Genomic DNA, 15,897 nt, shown 5'->3' on the forward strand with positions numbered 1-15,897 from the left:
GTCAGAGCCCCCCGGCCTGCGCGACCGTCAGCGCGAGGGAGGCCGCGCCGGCCGCCGCCAGCCAGCTTCCCGCCACGCGCCACACCATCGACAGCAGCGGAACGCGGTCCGCCGCGGCGCGCGCGCAGGCGACGCCCAGTATCACTGCGACGGACCCCGCCGCCGTGACGCCGAGGGAGAACAGGATCGGGTCGACCCCGCCGCCGAGCGCCGCCTGGCCGTTAGCCGCGCCCATCGCCAGCCCCACGAGCCCCGCGAAGGTCGCCACGCCCCATGGGCCAGGGCGCGCGTTCAGCGCCGCCAGCACGCCGCAAAGGGCGAGCGTCGCCGTCACTGCGGGGTCGAGCGCAGGCGCCTCGCCGACGACGCCGAAGCTCGCGGCGAGCGCGCCCAGCAGCAGCGCGGGCGGCGCGGCGACCAGCGCCCAGCGGCCGCTCTCGCGCGGCTGCAGCCCCGCCATGAGGGCGAGCGCGACAAGGGTCGCGCCATAGGCCACGCCTGTCGCCACATGCAGCGCGCCGGCGTAGAAATCCCCGAACTCCACGCCGACGAGATGCGCGCTCGCGGCGCCCGGGCTCAGCGCCGCCGCCAGAGCGAGGAGGAGCGCGCGCCTCACAGCGCCGCGGCCAGCGCGTTGGCGGTGGCGAACGCGCCCACCGCGGCGACGCCGGCGCCGCAGGCCCTGAGCGCGACGCCGCCCTGCGCGACCCGGCGCGCGCCCTCGCCGATCAGGATGCCCAGCGCATGGAGGAGGCCCGTGGCGAGGACGAAGCCCACGCCGTAGGCGAGCGGGTTGGCGGCGGCGGGCATCTCCTCGCCATGGGCGCTGCCGTGAAACACCGCGAAGACGCCGACGAGCGCCACGGCGGCCCAGACCGGCGCGCGCCAGCCGAGCAGGATGAAGACGCCGAGGCCGAGGGCGGAGACGCCGATGCCGATCTCGATCCCCGGCGCCGGATAGCCCAGCACGGCGGCGAGCGCGCCCACGGCCATCATCATCGGGAACGCGATCGGCAGCGCCGTGACGAGGGGCCTGCCGAGCTGCGCGCCCCAGAGGCCGACCGCGACCATGGCGGCGAGGTGATCGAGCCCCATCAGCGGGTGCATCGCCCCGTCGATGAAGCCGCCGGCCACGCCGACCTCCTCATGCGCGGCGGCGGCGGCCGGCAGCAGGGTTGCGGCGAGCACTGCGGCGAGACGAGCGGCGGAAGAGGCGGCGGAACGGGCGGATGGCAAGGGCATGTCGTTTGCTTTCCTCGGAGAGGGTCAGGCGATGAGCAGCGCGGCGGCGCGCTCGACGAACCAGAAAGCCGCGACGGACCCGACGACGTAGGCGGCGGGCGGCGCGCTGCGTCGCGGCATGGGCGCGGTCATGTAGCGCCACCCAGCCGCCAGCCCCAGCGCCAGCAGCACGAACACGAGCTGGCCGATCTCCACGCCGACGTTGAAGGCCAGCAGCGCCAGCAGGGCCGCGCCTTCCGGCAGGCCCAGCTCCATCAGCGCGTTGGCGAAGCCGAAGCCGTGCAGCAGCCCGAACCCGAACGCCGCCAGCCACGGATTGCGCAGCGTGAAGCTCGTGTCGCCGCGGTCGGCCTTCAGGATCTCCACGCCGATGAACACGATGGACAGCGCGATCATGGCGTTGACGAACGCCTCGGGCACGCCGATCCAGCCGAACGAGACCGCCGCGAGGGTGAAGCTGTGCGCCACCGTGAAGGCGGTGATGGTGCGCACCAGCCCCCAGCCGGAGCCGGAAATCCACATGAGCCCGAGCACGAAGAGCAGATGATCGATCCCGATGAGGATGTGCTCCACGCCAAGGTTGACGTAGGCCCCGGCGAGTTCGGCCCGGCCGGACCAGCTGGTCGCGTCGAAGTTCGGTCGCGCAACGGCGACGGGGTCGCTCGGCGTCAGCATGAGAACCTGCACGCCGCCGTCCAGCGCGCGGATCCGGATCATCGCCGCCGAATGCGCGACGCCGAGCCCCGTGAAGCTGACGTCGCCGGCGAGACCCTCCGCGCCGCACTCGAGCATCGGCCCGTCGGCGACGCAGTGCTCCGGCCAGAGCGGCTCCACCTTGACCCCGTCGGCGTCCCCGGTCTCGCTGGGCCGGTTGTCCCAGCGGGCGGCGTAGCGGCCCGGCTGCATCTCAGTGACGCTGACCACCGACATCGACGCCTCATGCGCCTCGGCGGAAGCGGCGACGCCGATCAGCGCCGCCGCCCCGAGCACGACCGCGCGCAGGCGCCGGGCGATCGCCCCGAAAGGAGGCCGCAGACCGCTCATTGCGTGAACGAGTCGGCGTCGGACGCGGCGACCTCCGCCGCGCGCTCCGCGAACGCGTCGGCGTCGTAGGGCGCCCGCGTCACGCGATAGCTCGCCATCAGCGCCTCGATGGACTGGCGCGCGGCAATCTTGAAGCGCTCGTCGCGCCAGTCGGCCTCGACGGACCCGGCCACGTCCTCGAACTCGGTGACGACCGGCGGGACGCGCTCCTCGAACATGGCGACCTGCCAGCCGCCCTCCGTCGGGGCCGGCGCCCATTCGCCCGCCGGGAGCTGCGTCAGGGTCTCCACGAAAGCGGTGCCGAACACCTGCTCCAGCGCCGGGCGCGGCCTTTCGGGGAAGGGGAAGATCCTGACCTCGCCGGGAGCGAGCTGCGTCTTCCCGGCGAAGGCGTCGTTGAGCCGGGCCGCGAGCGCCTTCGCCTGCTCTTCGTCGCCGTCGAGCCGCGCAAGGCGGAACGTGATGAGTTCGGGCGCCGTGTAGCGGTCGCGATTCGCCTCGTACCAGGCGCGCAGCGTGCGCTCGTCGGGGTCGTCGACCGTCACTGCGGTGTGCATGAGCACCCGCAGCTTCTGCATGATGCGCTCGCGCACCATCTCGTCGCCTTCGTCGAGGCCGAGCGCCCTGGCCTCGCGGTAGAGCGTCTCGTTCATGATCCAGCGATCGACGAGCGGCTCCATCTCCGCGGGCGTCGGCGCTCGGCCCCGCGTCTCCGCAAAGATGTCGACGATCTCTCCGTAGGCGGGCGCGTCGACGACGATGAGGCGCGGGTCCGCCGCCTCCGCCCGGGTCAGCCTGTCGGCGGCGAAAAGCGCGAGACCGATGGCGAGGAACTGGGCGAGCGGGTCGCGAAGGATGCGGCGCGCTAGGCCGCCTGTGCGGGTGATCTGAGGTGTCATGGCGCGGCTGTAACCGAGCCGCGCCGCGTCGGAAAAAGAATTTACTGTGACAGGCGTCGCCCGACGGCCGCCGCCCGGGGCGCGCGCGGCGCAGGCGGCCGGCACGCGCCCGGCACGCGCCCGACTTCACAAAAGTGACGTACAAGTTTCGCGTGAGTTGCGATTTTCCGTTGCAGTGAATGGTTAACCCTTCGCCAATGCCCGGCGAAAGCCGTGCAATGATCTGATTCATCGGGGGAGTGCCGCATGGCAATCGAGACCAGAAATTCAGTCGCCGCGCTGCTTTGCGGCGCCAGCGTGCTCGCCATGGGCGCCGCGCCCGCAATGGCGCAGCAGGCGCAGGCGTACGCGGACCGGATCGAGGCGCAGGGCGCCTACCTGACCGGCGACAAGCACAACCACACCACCTGCACCGATGGCACGACCTCGGTCCGGACGCTGGTCGATCAGTCCGCCGTCGTGTACGGCCTCGACTGGTTCGCCCAGACCGGCCACGGCGGCACCGGCAACCGCGACTGCCGCTTCGACGACATCCAGACTGGCAACGTGGTCCCGCTGACCAATCTCGGCTCGTTCAACCCGCGCGAGTTCTGGGAAGACACCATCGGTCTCGACGCGCTGAAGGGCGACGATATCGGCAACCGCATGTGGCGCTGGCAGTCGATCTACGAGTACGCCTATCCCGACATCGCCAATGCCGGCAAGCTGGCCGACAAGCCGACCTGGATCGGCATCGAGACCAACGCGCCCGGCCACGAGCACGTCTCCATGGGCATCATCGGCAACCAGTTCCGCACCGTCGGCGACGCTTACGCCACCGCCCAGTTCGAGTATCTCTGGGATCGTGGCGACAACGACACCTCCGGCGGCGAATCGCTGGACTTCGAGAACCCCGCCAACCGCGGCGTCGCGAAGCTGCCGAACGTCACCGGCGACCACTCCAAGTCGGTCAAGTCGGTGGAGTGGCTGCGCAAGCATTACCCGACCGACAGCTACTACGTGCCCGCCCACGTCGAGCGCCAGGGCGCCTACACCCCGGGTGAGAACCGCGGCTACAACGCCGAGGATCTGCGCGACTACCACAACGCCGGCCTGTTCAACCCCAACGACGTGACCAGCCCCTCGCTCGCCTTCGGCGGCGAGATGCAGGCCGGCCACATGGCGGCTGCGCAGCGCGGCACCTACTCCGCCGGGCGCCCCTCGGTCGGTCTCGGCACCTTCGGCGGCTCGGGCTGCTACGGCGCGGCCGAGATGTCGCTGCCGGGCACGGCGCCCGACGGCACGCCGCTCACCCGTGAGCTGGTCAACGAGATCGCCGACGCGTGGGAAGCCGAATACGCCGGCGTGCCCGATGCCGGCGGCTTCAACCGCAACGCCTCGCTGCCGCGCTATGTGTTCTGCAAGCCCGGCGTGAAGACGCTGTGGGACGCGATGCTCAGCGAAGGCCGCCGCTACTTCATCTTCGGCTCCTCCGACTGGCACAACCGCGGCGCGTTCGGCCCGTTCGAGCCGCACTCGACGCTCGACTTCTGGCCGGGCGAGTACCAGAAGATCTACGCCTACACCCGCGGCGTCTCCGGCAAGTACGACCTGCGCACCGCGCGGGCCGTGGTCTCGGGCATGCGCTCGGGCAACACCTACTCGGTCATGGGCGACCTCATCGGCCAGTTCAACTGGGTGATGTGCCAGGGCGGCAAGTGCGCTACCATGGGCCAGGAGCTGGTCGTCAACCCGGCCGGCGCGGACGTCGAGTGGTTCATCCGCATCGAGGACCCGTCGGGCGTCAACAACTCGCCCTACGCGTTCAGCAACCCCTACCTGCTGCCGCTGGGCCTCGAACAGCCGCTGAACGCCCCGATGCTCGACAACATCGACATCATCCGCGGCGACATCACCGGCCCGATCGACCCCTCCGACCCGGCCTACAAGACGATGGTCTCGCATCCCTCGACCGAGATCTTCATGACCATGTTCCGCGACGAGTTCTCGGCTGAGGGCGACTTCCTGATCGCCTCCGGCACGCTGCCGGCCGAGACCTTCACCAACGACATGTACTTCCGCATGCGCGGCACCAACCTGCCGAAGGGCACGCCGAACGGCACCGACGCCGACGGCAACCCGCTCAGCGACAACAACGCCGGCCGCGTCGTGTGCCCGTTCCCCTACACCGCCGAGGAAGGCACGAACGGTCGCAACTCCTTCGATCCGATGGCCTGCCCGCTCTACCTGCCGACCAACGACGAAGGTCAGCAGGTGCTCAGCTTCGACGTCGAGGCCTGGGCGAACCTCTGGTTCCACGCGAACCCGATCTTCGTGAAGGTCGCGCCGACGCAGCAGGCTCGCCTGCGCTGATCGCGCTGATCACTGAAATCGGGCGGGGGCTTTCGGGCCCCCGCCCTTTTGCGTTCTGAAAGGGTGTCGTCGCGTGGTGGCGGGGCTTCAAGACATCTCGGCGCTCGCGGCAGTCCTCGCCGCGCCGTTCTTCGGGAGTTTCGCGCTGCTTCTGGCGCATCGCTGGCCCTGGGACGCGGGCGTGGCGTTCGGCCGGTCGCGCTGCGACGGCTGCGGCGAAGGGCTCGACGCGGCGGCGCTGGCGCCGGTGATCGGCTGGGCGATGCTGGGCGGGCGGGCGCGCTGCTGCGGGGCGCCGCTCTCGCCCGCGTATCCGCTGGCGGAGATCGCGGCGCTGGGGCTGGCGCTGTGGGCGGCGGCGCTGACGAGCGGGCCGATACTTCTTGCAAGCGCCGTTCTGGGCTGGGCGCTGCTGGCGCTGGCGCTGATCGACCTGCGGACGATGACGCTGCCAGACGTCCTGACGCTGCCGCTGGTCGCAGCCGGGCTCGGCCTGTCGCTGGCGGGGCTGACCGGAGACCCCGCGGCCCATGCGCTCGGCGCGGCGCTGGGCTACGGCTCGGTCCGGGCGGCGGCGACGCTGTGGCGCACGCTGCGGGGCGTCGAGGGCGTCGGGATGGGCGACGCCAAGCTGCTGGCGGCGGCCGGCGCGTGGGTCGGCGTCGGTGGCCTGTCCTCCGTGATGCTCTGGGCCTGCGGCGTCGGCCTCGTCTGGGCGGCGGTCGCAGCGGCGCGCGGCGGCGACTGGCGCGGCCCGACGCCGTTCGGCCCCGCGCTCGCCACGGGATTCTGGATGACATGGCTGCATGGCCCCGTCGCGCCCTTCTGAGCGGCCCGGCCGGGGCCGTGGCGTCATCAAGCTGTCGTCGAACGGCCATAGAAACCGCCGCCATGGAGAGAGCGTCGTGACAAGCCTGCGTGCCGTCGCCGCCGATGGGGCCATGCTGGCCGACGCGCTGCGGGCGGAGGATCTCGCCGACGCGGCGACGCTGGCGCGCGCCGCCCGCGTCTCCGAGGAGACGGGCGAGCGGCTCGACCGCGTGCTGACGCGTCTCGGCATGGTCGGCGAGCGCGACATGGCGGCGGCGCTGGCGCGCATCGCCGGCCTGCCCTGCGCCGCCCCCGAGACGCTTGCAGGGGCGCCCGACCTGCTGGAGCAGCTCGGCGCCCGCTTCGCCGCGTCGGCCCGCGCGCTGCCGATCGAGGATGACGGCGCGGCGGTGCGGCTCGCCGTGGCCGACCCGTTCGACGCCGCCCTGGGCGATCTCGCCGCGATGAAGCTGGGCCGCCCGGTGAGCCTCTGCGTTGCAGCCCCCGCCGACATCGACGCTGCGCTGGAGCGCCTCGCCGGCGCCGGACGCGGGGCCATCGACGCGCTGGCCGAGGCGGCCGGCGCGCCCGACGAGGACTCCGCCGAGGACGTCGCGCGCCTGAAGGACATCGCCTCCGAGGCCCCCGTCATCCGCATGGTCAACCTCATCATCCGCCGCGCGGCGGAACTGGGCGCTTCGGACGTGCATCTGGAGCCCTTCGAGCGCCGCCTGCGCCTGCGCTATCGCGTTGACGGCCAGCTGCGCGAGGCCGAGGCGCCGCCGGCCTCGCTGCGCGCCGCGGTCGTGTCGCGCATCAAGATCATGGCGCGGCTCGACATCGCCGAGAACCGGCTGCCGCAGGACGGGCGCCTGCAGCTCACGGTGCTGGGCCGCGAGCTCGACGTGCGCGTGGCCACGACCCCAACGCTGCACGGCGAGGGTGTGGTGATGCGGCTGCTCGACCGCAGCGGCAAGGCCCCGGCGCTCGACAGCCTCGGCTTCGACGCCGCGGCCGTGGGGGCGCTGGAGGCGCTCATCGCGAGGCCCAACGGCGTGATCCTCGTCACCGGCCCCACGGGCAGCGGCAAGACGACGACGCTCTACGCCGCGCTCGGCCGGCTCAACACGCCCGAACGCAAGATCGTCACGGTCGAGGATCCGGTGGAGTACCAGATCGACGGCGTGAACCAGATCCAGGCGCGGCCGCGCATAGGCCTGGGCTTCGCCGAGGCGCTGCGCGCGATCCTGCGGCAGGATCCCGACGTCATCATGATCGGCGAGATCCGCGACGCCGAGACCGCGCGCATCGCCGTGCAGGCGGCGCTGACCGGGCATCTGGTGCTGGCGACCCTTCACGCGAACTCCGCCGCCGCGGCGGTCACCCGGCTGCGCGACATGGGGGTGCCGGAATACCTTATCGCCGCGACGCTCGTGGGCGCGGTGGCGCAGCGGCTGGTCCGCCGGCTCTGCCCAGACTGCGCGCGGCCGGAGGAGCCGGCGCTGGCCGCGCGGCTCGACCCCGGCGGCGCGGGGCATCTCGCGCCCGGCGGCTGCGCGGCCTGCGGCGGCGCGGGCTACCGCGGCCGGGCGGCGATGCTGGAGGTTCTCGCAGTCGGGGAAGGCGCGCGGCGGCTGATCCTCGACGGAGCCGACGCCGCGACGCTGGAGGCGGAGGCGGTTTCGCGCGGGATGCGCACCCTGCGCGGCCACGGGCTTGCGTTGGCGCGGGAGGGGCGCACCAGCCTCGCCGAGGTCGCCCGCGCGGCGAGCGACGACGCGGCGGCGCCCGCCATGGCGGCGCCGTCGGCCGCCGCGGCGGGGGCCTGAGCGTGGCGCGCTTCCGCTATCGCGCGCTCGAGTCGGGCGGCGGGGCCGTCGTCGGCGCGCTCGACGCCCCCGACCGCGCCGCCGCGGTGGAGGCCCTGCGCCGGCGCGGGCTGCTGCCGGTGGACGTCGCCGAGGGCGGCGGCTTCGATCTCGCGGCGCTGCTCAACGCCGAGATCACGCCGCGCAGGGCGCTCTCGCAGGCAGAGCGCATCGGCTTCACCCGCGCGCTCGCGACGCTGACCGGCGCCGGGCTGCCGCTCGACCGGTCGCTGGAGATCGTCGCGGAACTCGGCGAGCGCAAGGCGGGCCGCGCGATGGCGGCGCGGCTGCTCTCGGCCGTGCGCGGCGGCGCGGCGCTGTCGGCGGCGATGGCGGCCGAGGGCGACGCCTTCCCGCCGATGCACCGCGCGGTTGTGCAGGCGGGCGAGGCGGGCGCGGCTCTCGGGCCGGCGCTGGCGCGGCTCGCCGACGGGGAGGAGGCGGCGGCGCGGCGGCGGTCGGCGCTGACCGGCGCGCTGATCTATCCCGCCTTCCTGATGGTCGCGGCCGTCGGCGCGATTGCAGTCATGCTGCTCTTCGTCGTGCCGACCTTCGCGCCGCTGCTGGAGGACGCCGGGGCCGAGCCGCCGGCGCTGACTCGGGCGGTGATGGCCGCGGGCGACGTCTTCGCCGAGGGCTGGCCGCTGATGCTGGCGGGGCTGCTGGCGCTCTGGCTCGGCGCGCGCGCGGCGCTGGCGCGGCCGGCGCTCAGGCGCGCGGCCGCCGCGGCGCTGCTGCGCGCGCCCCTGCTCGGGGCGCTGCTGGCCAAGCTCGCCAGCGCCCGGCTCGCGCGGCTTCTGGCCGAACTCACGCAGAACGGCGTCGCGCTGCCGGCCGCGCTGCGGCTCGCCGGCGCGGCGGTTCCAAACGCCGCCTTCCGCGCCGAGATCGCCCGCGTCACGCCGCTGGTGGAGGCCGGCCGCGGCCTCGCCCGCCCGCTCGCGGAGGGCGGCGTCGCCGCGCCGCTCGCCGTCCAGCTGATCCGCGTGGGCGAGGAGAGCGGGCGACTCGGGCCGATGCTCGCCAAGACCGCCGACATTCTCGAAACAGAGGCGTCCGAGGCGCTCGACCGGATGCTGAGCCTGCTCACCCCGGCGCTGACGCTGGTGATGGGCGTGATGATCGCGCTCATCGTCTCCTCCGTCCTCCTCGCGCTGCTCCAGATCAACGAGTTGACCCTATGACCGCCAAGCCGCCTCTCTCCCGCTCTCCCGACAGACAGCCCGCGCCTCCGCCGCGCCGCGCTCGCGCCGACGCGGGCTTCACCCTGCTGGAGCTCCTGGTGGTCGTGACCATCCTCGTGCTGCTGACCGCCGCGGTTGGCACGGTGGCGCTGAACTTTCTCGGCGGTGCGAAGCAGGACGCGGCGCGGATACAGATCGGGCAGATCGAGGCGGGGCTCGACCTCTATCGCCTCGACATGGGCCGCTACCCGACCGAACGCGAGGGGCTTGAGGCGCTGGTGAGCGCGCCGACCGGCGCCGCGCGCTGGGCCGGGCCCTACCTGCGCAAGCGCGACGCGCTCGAAGACCCGTGGGGCGCGCCGTTCACCTACGCCGCGCCGGGGCAGGGCGGCGCGCCCTACGACCTATTGTCGCTGGGCTCGGACGGCGCCGAAGGCGGCGAGGGCGAGGCCGCCGATGTCCGCAATCGCTGAGCCGCGGACCCGCGCGGCGGGCTTCACGCTGCTGGAGATGCTGGTGGCGCTGGCGGTCGTGGCGCTGCTCGCCGCCGCCGCGCCGCGCTTCGTCGCGCCCGGCGCCGGGGGGCTGGACCGGGCGACGCGGCTCGTCGCGGGCGAACTGCGTGCCGCGCGCGCGCAGGCGATCGAGCGCGGCGCGCCGGCGGCGGTGACGTTCGACGTCGAGAGCGGCGCGCTGCGCCGCACCGGCGCCGAAGCGGCGTTCCTGCCCGAGGACGTCTCGCTGAGCCTCGTCACCGCGGCGGAGGCGGAGGCGCTGATGGGCGCGCCGGGCGTGGTGTTCTTCGCCGAGGGCGGGGCCACCGGGGGCGCCGTGACGCTCGCGCGCGGCGGCGCGTCGGCAACGGTCGCCGTGCGATGGCTGACCGGGGCGGTGCGCGTTGAGTAGCGGGTCGGCGGCAGGGGAGCGGCCGGGAGAGGGGCGGCCCGGAGAGGGGCGGACGGCGGGCTTCACGCTTCTGGAATGCCTCGTCGCCTTCACGGCGCTGGCGCTGATCCTGTCGGCGTCCTACGCGGCCTTCGGCGCCGGCGCGCGCGGCGCCGACGCCGCGGCGACGCGGCTTGAGGCGCTGGCGCGGGTGGAGAGCGCCCTTGCGCGCGCCGCGGTCTCGCCGCCTGCGGGCGGCGCGGCGGAGACGCGCGACGGGCGCTGGACCGTCCGGATGACCGCGGCGCCCTACGCGGAGGCGCCGGGACTTGTGCGCATCGCGGCCGAGGCGCGCTGGCGCGACGGCGCCGCGGAGCGCCGGCTGTCGCTGGCGACGCTCGCTCCGGCGCGGGATGACCGGCCGTGAGGCGGCAATCGGGCTTCACCCTGATCGAGCTCCTCGTCGCCGCGGCGCTGCTGGCGCTGATCGTCGCGACCGCCGCCGGCGGCCTGCGCTTCGGCGCGCGGGCCTGGGACAGGACGTCGGAGAGCGCCGAGGCGGCGCTGGAGGGTCGCGCCCTGCGCGGCTTTCTGCGCGCGCTGATCGAAGGCGCGGCGCCGATCCGGCTGCGGGAGGGCGAGCGGGAGCCGCCGGTGCTGTTTCTCGGCGCGCAGGACCGGCTGACGCTGGCCGCGCCGCTGCCTTCGGCGCTCGCGCCGCCCGGGCTGCACCTCGTCTCGCTCGCGTTCGAGCCGGCGCCGTCCGGCGGCGGGCTGGCGCTGGTCATGCGCTGGCGGGCGCTGGGCGCGCTGCGGCCGGCGCTGTCGCTGCCGCCGCAGGACGGCGCCGAGACGCTGGTCTCCGGGCTCGAGCGCGGCGGCTTCGCGTATCTCGGCCCCGACGGCGCCGCGGTTCAGTGGCGCGGCCCCGCGCCGCCGCGCCTCGTCGAGATCGCCATGGCGGGCGCGGCGCTGGGCCCATGGCCCGCCCTTGCGGCCGCGCCGCGCGCCGGGGTCGCGCCATGAGCCTGGCGGGCGATTTCCTGCGCTGGTGGGGGGCGGAACTCGCCGCGCTCGTCCCCGTGGCGGTCCGCCGGACCCTGGCGCCCTCGCGCGATCGCCTCGTCGCGGTCGTGTCCGACGGCGCAGCGACGGACGCGACGCTTGTGCGTGAGATCGGCGGCCGCCGGGCCTCGCTGGGGCCGCTCTCGACGCTCGGCGCGCGGGAGCGGCGCCGCCTCGCCGCCGCTGCGCGGGCGGGACGGCTGACGGTGACGCTCGCCCCGCCGCCCGCCGCCGCGGTGACGCGCCGCGTATCCCTGCCGCTGGCCGCCGAGCGCGACCTGGAAGCCGTGGTCGGGTTCGAAATGGACCGGCTGACGCCGTTTCCGGCCGACGCGCTCTACTGGCGGTGCGAGATCGCCGCGCGCCGGCCGGGGCAGGGCGCGCTTGACGCCGACGTGGTGTTCGTCCCGCGCGCGCCCTTCGCCGGCGTCGCCGCCGCGCTGGCCGACGCCGGGCTGCCCGTGGTCGGCGCCGCGCTGCCCGGGCCCGACGGCGCGCTGCTGCCGCTGCGCGGCGGCGCCGAAGCCGCGCAGCGCCGCGCGCCGCGCTGGGGCGCGCGCCTCGCATGGCTCGGGGCGGCGGCCAGCGTCGCGCTCTGCGCCGCATGGGCCGGTCTCGCGCTGCAGACGCTGGAGGATCGCGCGACTGCGCTCGAGGAGCAGGCGCTTGCGCTGCGCCGCGCCGCCGTCGCCGCGCAGGACCAGCGCCGCGCGGCGGAGGCGGCGGACGCGGCGCGGCTCGCGCTCGATCTGCGCGCCCGCACGCCGCTCGCCGCGGAGGCGCTGGCGGAGCTCTCGGCGATCCTGCCAGACGACGCCTGGCTGAGCGCCCTGCGCCTCACCGAGGAGGCGGTCGAGATCACCGGCCACGCGGCGGACGCCGTCGCGCTCGTCGCGCTGATCGACGCCAGCCCCGGCTTCGCCGCGCCGCGCTTCCTTGCGCCGATCACCCGCGAACCGGGCGAGGCGGGCGAGCGCTTCACGCTGACGGCGCGCCGCGCCGGCGTCGGCGCTCCGGTGACCACCCCGTGACCGCTGCATGACCGCGCCGCGCCGACTTCCCGCGCCGCTCGGCGCCGTCGCCGCGCTGGGGCTTGTCGCCGCGCTGGCGGGGCTCGGCTGGTTCGGCGCCGCGGCGCCGCTTCTGGCGCACCGCGCCGCGCTGATCGAGCGCGCCGCCGTCGCGCAGGAGCAGGCGGCGCGCTTCGCGGGGGCGCTGGCCCAGGCGGAGGCGGCGCCGGTCGTCGCCGCGCCGGCCGACGCGGCGCTGGCCGCTCCGACCCCCATGCGCGCGGCCGCGGCGCTGCAGGGACGTCTCGACGCGGCGGTTGCGGCCGCCGGCGGCACCCTGCGTTCGGCGCAGGTGCTCGACCCCAGGCCGCTGGAGGGCGCGGCGCGGGTGGCGGTGACGCTGGATGCGAGTTTCGACGCCGCGGGCCTGCGCGACTTCCTCCACGCCGTCGAGACCGGCGCGCCGCTCGTGTTCGTCGAGAGCCTCGACGTGCGGCGCGCGCCGGGCGCGGAGGAGGCCGAGGCGGGCGGCGTCGCCGTGCGCGCGACCCTCTGGGCCGTGGCGGCCACCGATGCGGCGGAGGCGAGATAAGCGGGTAATGGTGATCGAACTGTCACATAGTCGCGTTAAGGCTTCCCGGCGCGCGGCTCGTCGGCCTTGCGCGCAGGAGTCGCCGTCATGCTGCGCATGATCCTGCTCAACATGCTCGTCTGGGGCGCCGCGGCCTTCGCGGCGGCGGGGTTGGCGCGCGTCGCCGCCGCGCCGCCGGTCGAGCGTGCTCCGGCTCGCGTGTCGCTGTCGGCGCCGCTGGAGGTCGAGGCCCCGCGGCGACCCGGACCCGACGCCTTCGCCGCGATCGCGGAGCGGCCGCTGTTCTCGCCCTCGCGCCGTCCTCCCGCCGTCGTCGCGTCGGCCGGCGCGGCGCCCGACGGCCCGCCCCCGCCGCTCGCCCTGATCGGCGTGGTCGGCGGGGGGCAGACGCGCGTGGCGCTGGCGCGGACCTCTGGGGCGCAGATCTCGGGCGGCCGGGCGGACGAGACCCTGCGCCTGCGACCGGGGGATGTCGTCGATGGCTGGACCGTCGCCGAGATCGCCGAGCGCGCGATCACGCTTGAGCGTGGCGGGGAGCGGCGGAGCGTCGCGCTCGGCGACGCCGCGCCGGACGTCGACGCCGCCCTCGACGGACCCCTGAGCGCCCCGTCAGGCGCCCCGGCCCGCGCAACGGCCCGCGCCCGCCGGCCCGGGCGGTCCAACGCTCTGATCGGCCCCGACGGCGCGTTCGGCCTCGAGCCCGGAGAGTACCTCGGCGCCTATGACGACTGACGCCCGACGATCCTTCGCCCCGCGCGTCGCGGCTGCGCTGCTTCCGCTTGCGCTCGCGGTCGCGTGTTCGGAGACGACGCCCGCCGTCGATCCGTTCGCCGATCTTCGCGCCGAGGCGGCCGCGCCGCGCGGTCCGCTCGCGCCCCGGTCGACCGCGGCGGCGGCGGAGGGCGGCCCCATCGGCGCCGGCGCGGCCCGTCCGCCGGTCAGGGGCTTCGTGCGCCGCGGGCGCGACGGCGCGCTCGGCGCGCCCGGCGGCGGGAGCGACCTCGCCGCCGGCGGCGGCGGCGAGTTCACCGTGAACTTCGAGAACGCGCCCATGGCGGACGTGGTGCGCGCGATGCTGGAGGACGGGCTCGGCGCGAGCTATGTGCTCGACCCGGCCGTGAGCGGCATGGTGACGATCCGCACCAACGCCCCGCTCTCGCGCGCCCAGATCCTGCCGACGCTGGAGGAGATCCTGCGCCTCAACGACGCCGCGCTCGTCGAGAGCGCCGGCGTCCTGCGCGTCATCCCGCGCGAGGCGGTCGGCCTGACGGCGCCGCTGATGACCGCCGACAGCATCGCCCAGCGCGGCCTCACCACGCGGGTGACGCCGCTGCGCCATGTTTCGGTGGAGGACGTGCGCGGCGTGCTGGAGCAGTTTGCGCCGGTCGCCGGGGCGCTCAGCTACGACGCCAACCGCAACCTCGTCTTCTCCATCGGCAGCAGCGCCGAACAGCGCACCATCGCCGACCTGATCGCGCTGCTGGACGTCAACGCGCTGGCCGGGCGGAGCGTCGCGCTCGTGCCGCTGCGCAGCGGCGACCCCGAGGGCGTGACGGGCGAGCTCGACGCGATCTTCGCCGAGCGCGGCGGCCGGACCCCGCGCCTGCGCTTCGTCCCGGTCGAGCGGATGAGCGCGGTGCTGGTGATCGCCGAGAACCCGCGCCTGCTCGACGAGGCGCTGCCGGTGCTGCAGGGGCTGGACCAGGGCGCCGACACGCTGATGCAGATCCATGTGATGCCGGTGGAGAACCGCGAGGCGGCGGAGATGGCGCAGGTGCTTGGCGCGGCCTTCGGCGTGCGCGCCACCGTCACCCGCGCCGCGCGCGCCGGCGGGCTCGCGCCGGGGCTGACGCCGAGCGCGGCGGGGGCCGCGCCCGACGCCGCCGCTTTCGCCGCGGAGGCGGAAGGCGGCGCGGCCGCTGCGGCGGACATTGGCGGCGGAGGCATCGGCGGCGGGATCGACATCGGCGGCGCGACGCCGACCCGCGGCGTGGCGCGGCTTTCCGCCGACGAGGGCAGCAACGCGATCATCGCGCTGGCCGACGCCGACGGCGCGCGCCGACTGCGCGCCGCCATGCGCCGGCTGGACCATCAGCCGCTCCAGGTGATGATCCAGGCGACGCTCGCGGAGGTCACGCTCAACGACCGCCTCGAATACGGCGTCCGCTGGTTCTTCGAGCGCGGCAATTTCGCGGGGAGCTTCTCGGACGTGGCCAGCGGCGCCGTCGGCGCGGTGTTCCCGGGCTTCAGCGCCGTGTTCGATTCCGGCGACGTGCGCGCGGCGCTGAGCGCGCTCGACGAGATCACCGACGTCCGCTTCCTGTCCACGCCCACGCTGATGGTGATGGACAACCAGACCGCGCGTCTGCAGGTCGGCGATCAGGTGCCGGTGACGACGCGCAGCAGCACCAGCGTCTCCGACCCCGACGCGCCGATCGTCACGGAGACGGAGTTCCGCGACACCGGCATCATCCTCACGATCCGGCCGCGCGTGAACGGCAACGGGCTGGTGCAGCTCGACGTGCGGCAGGAGGTGTCCGACGTCCTGCCCGGGCCGGGGGGCGTGAACCCGACCTTCTCGCAGCGGGTGGTCGAGAGCACCGTGGCGGTGGACAGCGGCGACACGGTCGCGATCGGCGGCCTCATCAGCGAGCAGGGCAACCGCAGCCGCTCCGGTCTGCCGGTGCTGAGCAACATCCCCGTCGTCGGCGCGCTGTTCGGCGTGACGACCACCAGCGCGGAGCGCACCGAGCTCATCGTGCTGCTGACGCCCGTGGTCGTGCGCGACCAGCAGGGCGCCCGCGCGGCGACGGACGAGCTGCGCGACCGGCTGGAGGGCATCTTCGGCCCGCCGCCGCCCTCCGACCCGCTGACCGGCCCGCGCCGGGGCGCGCTCTGGTCGACGGGGCCAGGCCCCTGACGCGCCGGCGCCGCGGCGCCCTGCGC

Annotated in this window: 16 protein-coding genes; 12 read left to right on the top strand and 4 right to left on the bottom strand. The window is 75.0% G+C overall.

Going from position 1 to position 15,897, the window contains the following annotated elements; genetic code table 11:
* Nucleotide 1: 1 nt before the first annotated feature.
* Genes BLW43_RS03030 through BLW43_RS03045 form a run of 4 tightly spaced genes read right to left on the bottom strand, consistent with a single transcriptional unit; the run spans nucleotide 2 to nucleotide 3,185 of the window.
* On the bottom strand, nucleotides 2-616 hold the full coding sequence (locus BLW43_RS03030; protein WP_175478731.1) for a HupE/UreJ family protein: 615 nt from the start codon (nucleotides 614-616) through the stop codon (nucleotides 2-4).
* A complete protein-coding gene (locus tag BLW43_RS03035) occupies nucleotides 613-1,242 on the bottom strand; it encodes a HupE/UreJ family protein (protein ID WP_093248302.1) in 630 nt (209 codons plus the stop codon). The genes BLW43_RS03030 and BLW43_RS03035 overlap by 4 nt, the downstream gene beginning before the upstream one ends.
* Before the next feature lie 24 nt (nucleotides 1,243-1,266).
* Nucleotides 1,267-2,286: a HupE/UreJ family protein gene (locus tag BLW43_RS03040; protein WP_175478732.1), complete on the bottom strand. Its 1,020-nt coding sequence runs from the start codon at nucleotides 2,284-2,286 to the stop codon at nucleotides 1,267-1,269.
* Nucleotides 2,283-3,185: a peptidyl-prolyl cis-trans isomerase gene (locus BLW43_RS03045; protein ID WP_139283966.1), complete on the bottom strand. Its 903-nt coding sequence runs from the start codon at nucleotides 3,183-3,185 to the stop codon at nucleotides 2,283-2,285. Before BLW43_RS03045 ends, BLW43_RS03040 begins: the two co-directional genes overlap by 4 nt.
* Before the next feature lie 246 nt (nucleotides 3,186-3,431).
* Here BLW43_RS03045 and BLW43_RS03050 point away from each other — a divergent pair, with 246 nt between their 5' ends.
* The 12 genes from BLW43_RS03050 to gspD all read left to right on the top strand — a co-directional run bounded on the left by BLW43_RS03050 (nucleotide 3,432) and on the right by gspD (nucleotide 15,871).
* Nucleotides 3,432-5,537: a hypothetical protein gene (locus BLW43_RS03050; protein WP_093248308.1), complete on the top strand. Its 2,106-nt coding sequence runs from the start codon at nucleotides 3,432-3,434 to the stop codon at nucleotides 5,535-5,537.
* A gap of 76 nt (nucleotides 5,538-5,613) precedes the next feature.
* Nucleotides 5,614-6,366 (top strand): prepilin peptidase, encoded by a 753-nt coding sequence (locus BLW43_RS03055; protein ID WP_139283967.1) that lies wholly within the window; start codon nucleotides 5,614-5,616, stop codon nucleotides 6,364-6,366.
* 76 nt (nucleotides 6,367-6,442) lie between these two features.
* Nucleotides 6,443-8,176: a GspE/PulE family protein gene (locus BLW43_RS03060; RefSeq protein ID WP_093248312.1), complete on the top strand. Its 1,734-nt coding sequence runs from the start codon at nucleotides 6,443-6,445 to the stop codon at nucleotides 8,174-8,176.
* A 2-nt stretch (nucleotides 8,177-8,178) separates the two neighbouring features.
* Nucleotides 8,179-9,399: a type II secretion system F family protein gene (locus BLW43_RS03065; RefSeq protein ID WP_093248314.1), complete on the top strand. Its 1,221-nt coding sequence runs from the start codon at nucleotides 8,179-8,181 to the stop codon at nucleotides 9,397-9,399.
* On the top strand, nucleotides 9,396-9,872 hold the full coding sequence (gene gspG / locus BLW43_RS03070; RefSeq protein WP_093248316.1) for a type II secretion system major pseudopilin GspG: 477 nt from the start codon (nucleotides 9,396-9,398) through the stop codon (nucleotides 9,870-9,872). Before BLW43_RS03065 ends, gspG begins: the two co-directional genes overlap by 4 nt.
* Nucleotides 9,856-10,305, top strand: coding sequence for a GspH/FimT family pseudopilin (locus BLW43_RS03075; protein WP_093248318.1), 450 nt, complete (start codon nucleotides 9,856-9,858; stop codon nucleotides 10,303-10,305). Before gspG ends, BLW43_RS03075 begins: the two co-directional genes overlap by 17 nt.
* Complete coding sequence (locus tag BLW43_RS03080; protein ID WP_093248320.1) at nucleotides 10,298-10,711, top strand: PulJ/GspJ family protein; 414 nt, start codon at nucleotides 10,298-10,300, stop codon at nucleotides 10,709-10,711. Before BLW43_RS03075 ends, BLW43_RS03080 begins: the two co-directional genes overlap by 8 nt.
* Nucleotides 10,708-11,310 carry a prepilin-type N-terminal cleavage/methylation domain-containing protein gene (locus tag BLW43_RS03085; protein ID WP_093248322.1) on the top strand — a complete coding sequence of 201 codons (603 nt, stop codon included), beginning with the start codon at nucleotides 10,708-10,710 and terminating at the stop codon, nucleotides 11,308-11,310. Before BLW43_RS03080 ends, BLW43_RS03085 begins: the two co-directional genes overlap by 4 nt.
* Nucleotides 11,307-12,380 (top strand): PilN domain-containing protein, encoded by a 1,074-nt coding sequence (locus tag BLW43_RS03090; protein ID WP_139283968.1) that lies wholly within the window; start codon nucleotides 11,307-11,309, stop codon nucleotides 12,378-12,380. The genes BLW43_RS03085 and BLW43_RS03090 overlap by 4 nt, the downstream gene beginning before the upstream one ends.
* Nucleotides 12,381-12,387: 7 nt before the next feature.
* Nucleotides 12,388-12,951 (top strand): type II secretion system protein GspM, encoded by a 564-nt coding sequence (gene gspM / locus BLW43_RS03095; RefSeq protein ID WP_093248326.1) that lies wholly within the window; start codon nucleotides 12,388-12,390, stop codon nucleotides 12,949-12,951.
* A gap of 87 nt (nucleotides 12,952-13,038) precedes the next feature.
* On the top strand, nucleotides 13,039-13,683 hold the full coding sequence (locus BLW43_RS03100) for a hypothetical protein (RefSeq protein WP_093248328.1): 645 nt from the start codon (nucleotides 13,039-13,041) through the stop codon (nucleotides 13,681-13,683).
* Nucleotides 13,673-15,871 carry a type II secretion system secretin GspD gene (gene gspD, locus BLW43_RS03105; RefSeq protein ID WP_093248330.1) on the top strand — a complete coding sequence of 733 codons (2,199 nt, stop codon included), beginning with the start codon at nucleotides 13,673-13,675 and terminating at the stop codon, nucleotides 15,869-15,871. Before BLW43_RS03100 ends, gspD begins: the two co-directional genes overlap by 11 nt.
* Nucleotides 15,872-15,897 lie beyond the last annotated feature (26 nt).

Origin of the sequence: Rubrimonas cliftonensis, assembly GCF_900107585.1 — a bacterium.
In the GTDB taxonomy this organism is placed as follows: Bacteria; Pseudomonadota; Alphaproteobacteria; order Rhodobacterales; family Rhodobacteraceae; genus Rubrimonas; species Rubrimonas cliftonensis.

Coding starts and splice junctions, on each gene's coding strand:
- BLW43_RS03035 (WP_093248302.1), bottom strand. CDS start 1,242: ATGCCCTTGCCATCCGCCCGTTCCGCCGCCTCTTCCGCCGCTCGTCTC.
- BLW43_RS03040 (WP_175478732.1), bottom strand. CDS start 2,286: ATGAGCGGTCTGCGGCCTCCTTTCGGGGCGATCGCCCGGCGCCTGCGC.
- BLW43_RS03045 (WP_139283966.1), bottom strand. CDS start 3,185: ATGACACCTCAGATCACCCGCACAGGCGGCCTAGCGCGCCGCATCCTT.
- BLW43_RS03050 (WP_093248308.1), top strand. CDS start 3,432: ATGGCAATCGAGACCAGAAATTCAGTCGCCGCGCTGCTTTGCGGCGCC.
- gspG (WP_093248316.1), top strand. CDS start 9,396: ATGACCGCCAAGCCGCCTCTCTCCCGCTCTCCCGACAGACAGCCCGCG.
- BLW43_RS03075 (WP_093248318.1), top strand. CDS start 9,856: ATGTCCGCAATCGCTGAGCCGCGGACCCGCGCGGCGGGCTTCACGCTG.
- BLW43_RS03090 (WP_139283968.1), top strand. CDS start 11,307: ATGAGCCTGGCGGGCGATTTCCTGCGCTGGTGGGGGGCGGAACTCGCC.
- gspM (WP_093248326.1), top strand. CDS start 12,388: ATGACCGCGCCGCGCCGACTTCCCGCGCCGCTCGGCGCCGTCGCCGCG.
- BLW43_RS03100 (WP_093248328.1), top strand. CDS start 13,039: ATGCTGCGCATGATCCTGCTCAACATGCTCGTCTGGGGCGCCGCGGCC.
- gspD (WP_093248330.1), top strand. CDS start 13,673: ATGACGACTGACGCCCGACGATCCTTCGCCCCGCGCGTCGCGGCTGCG.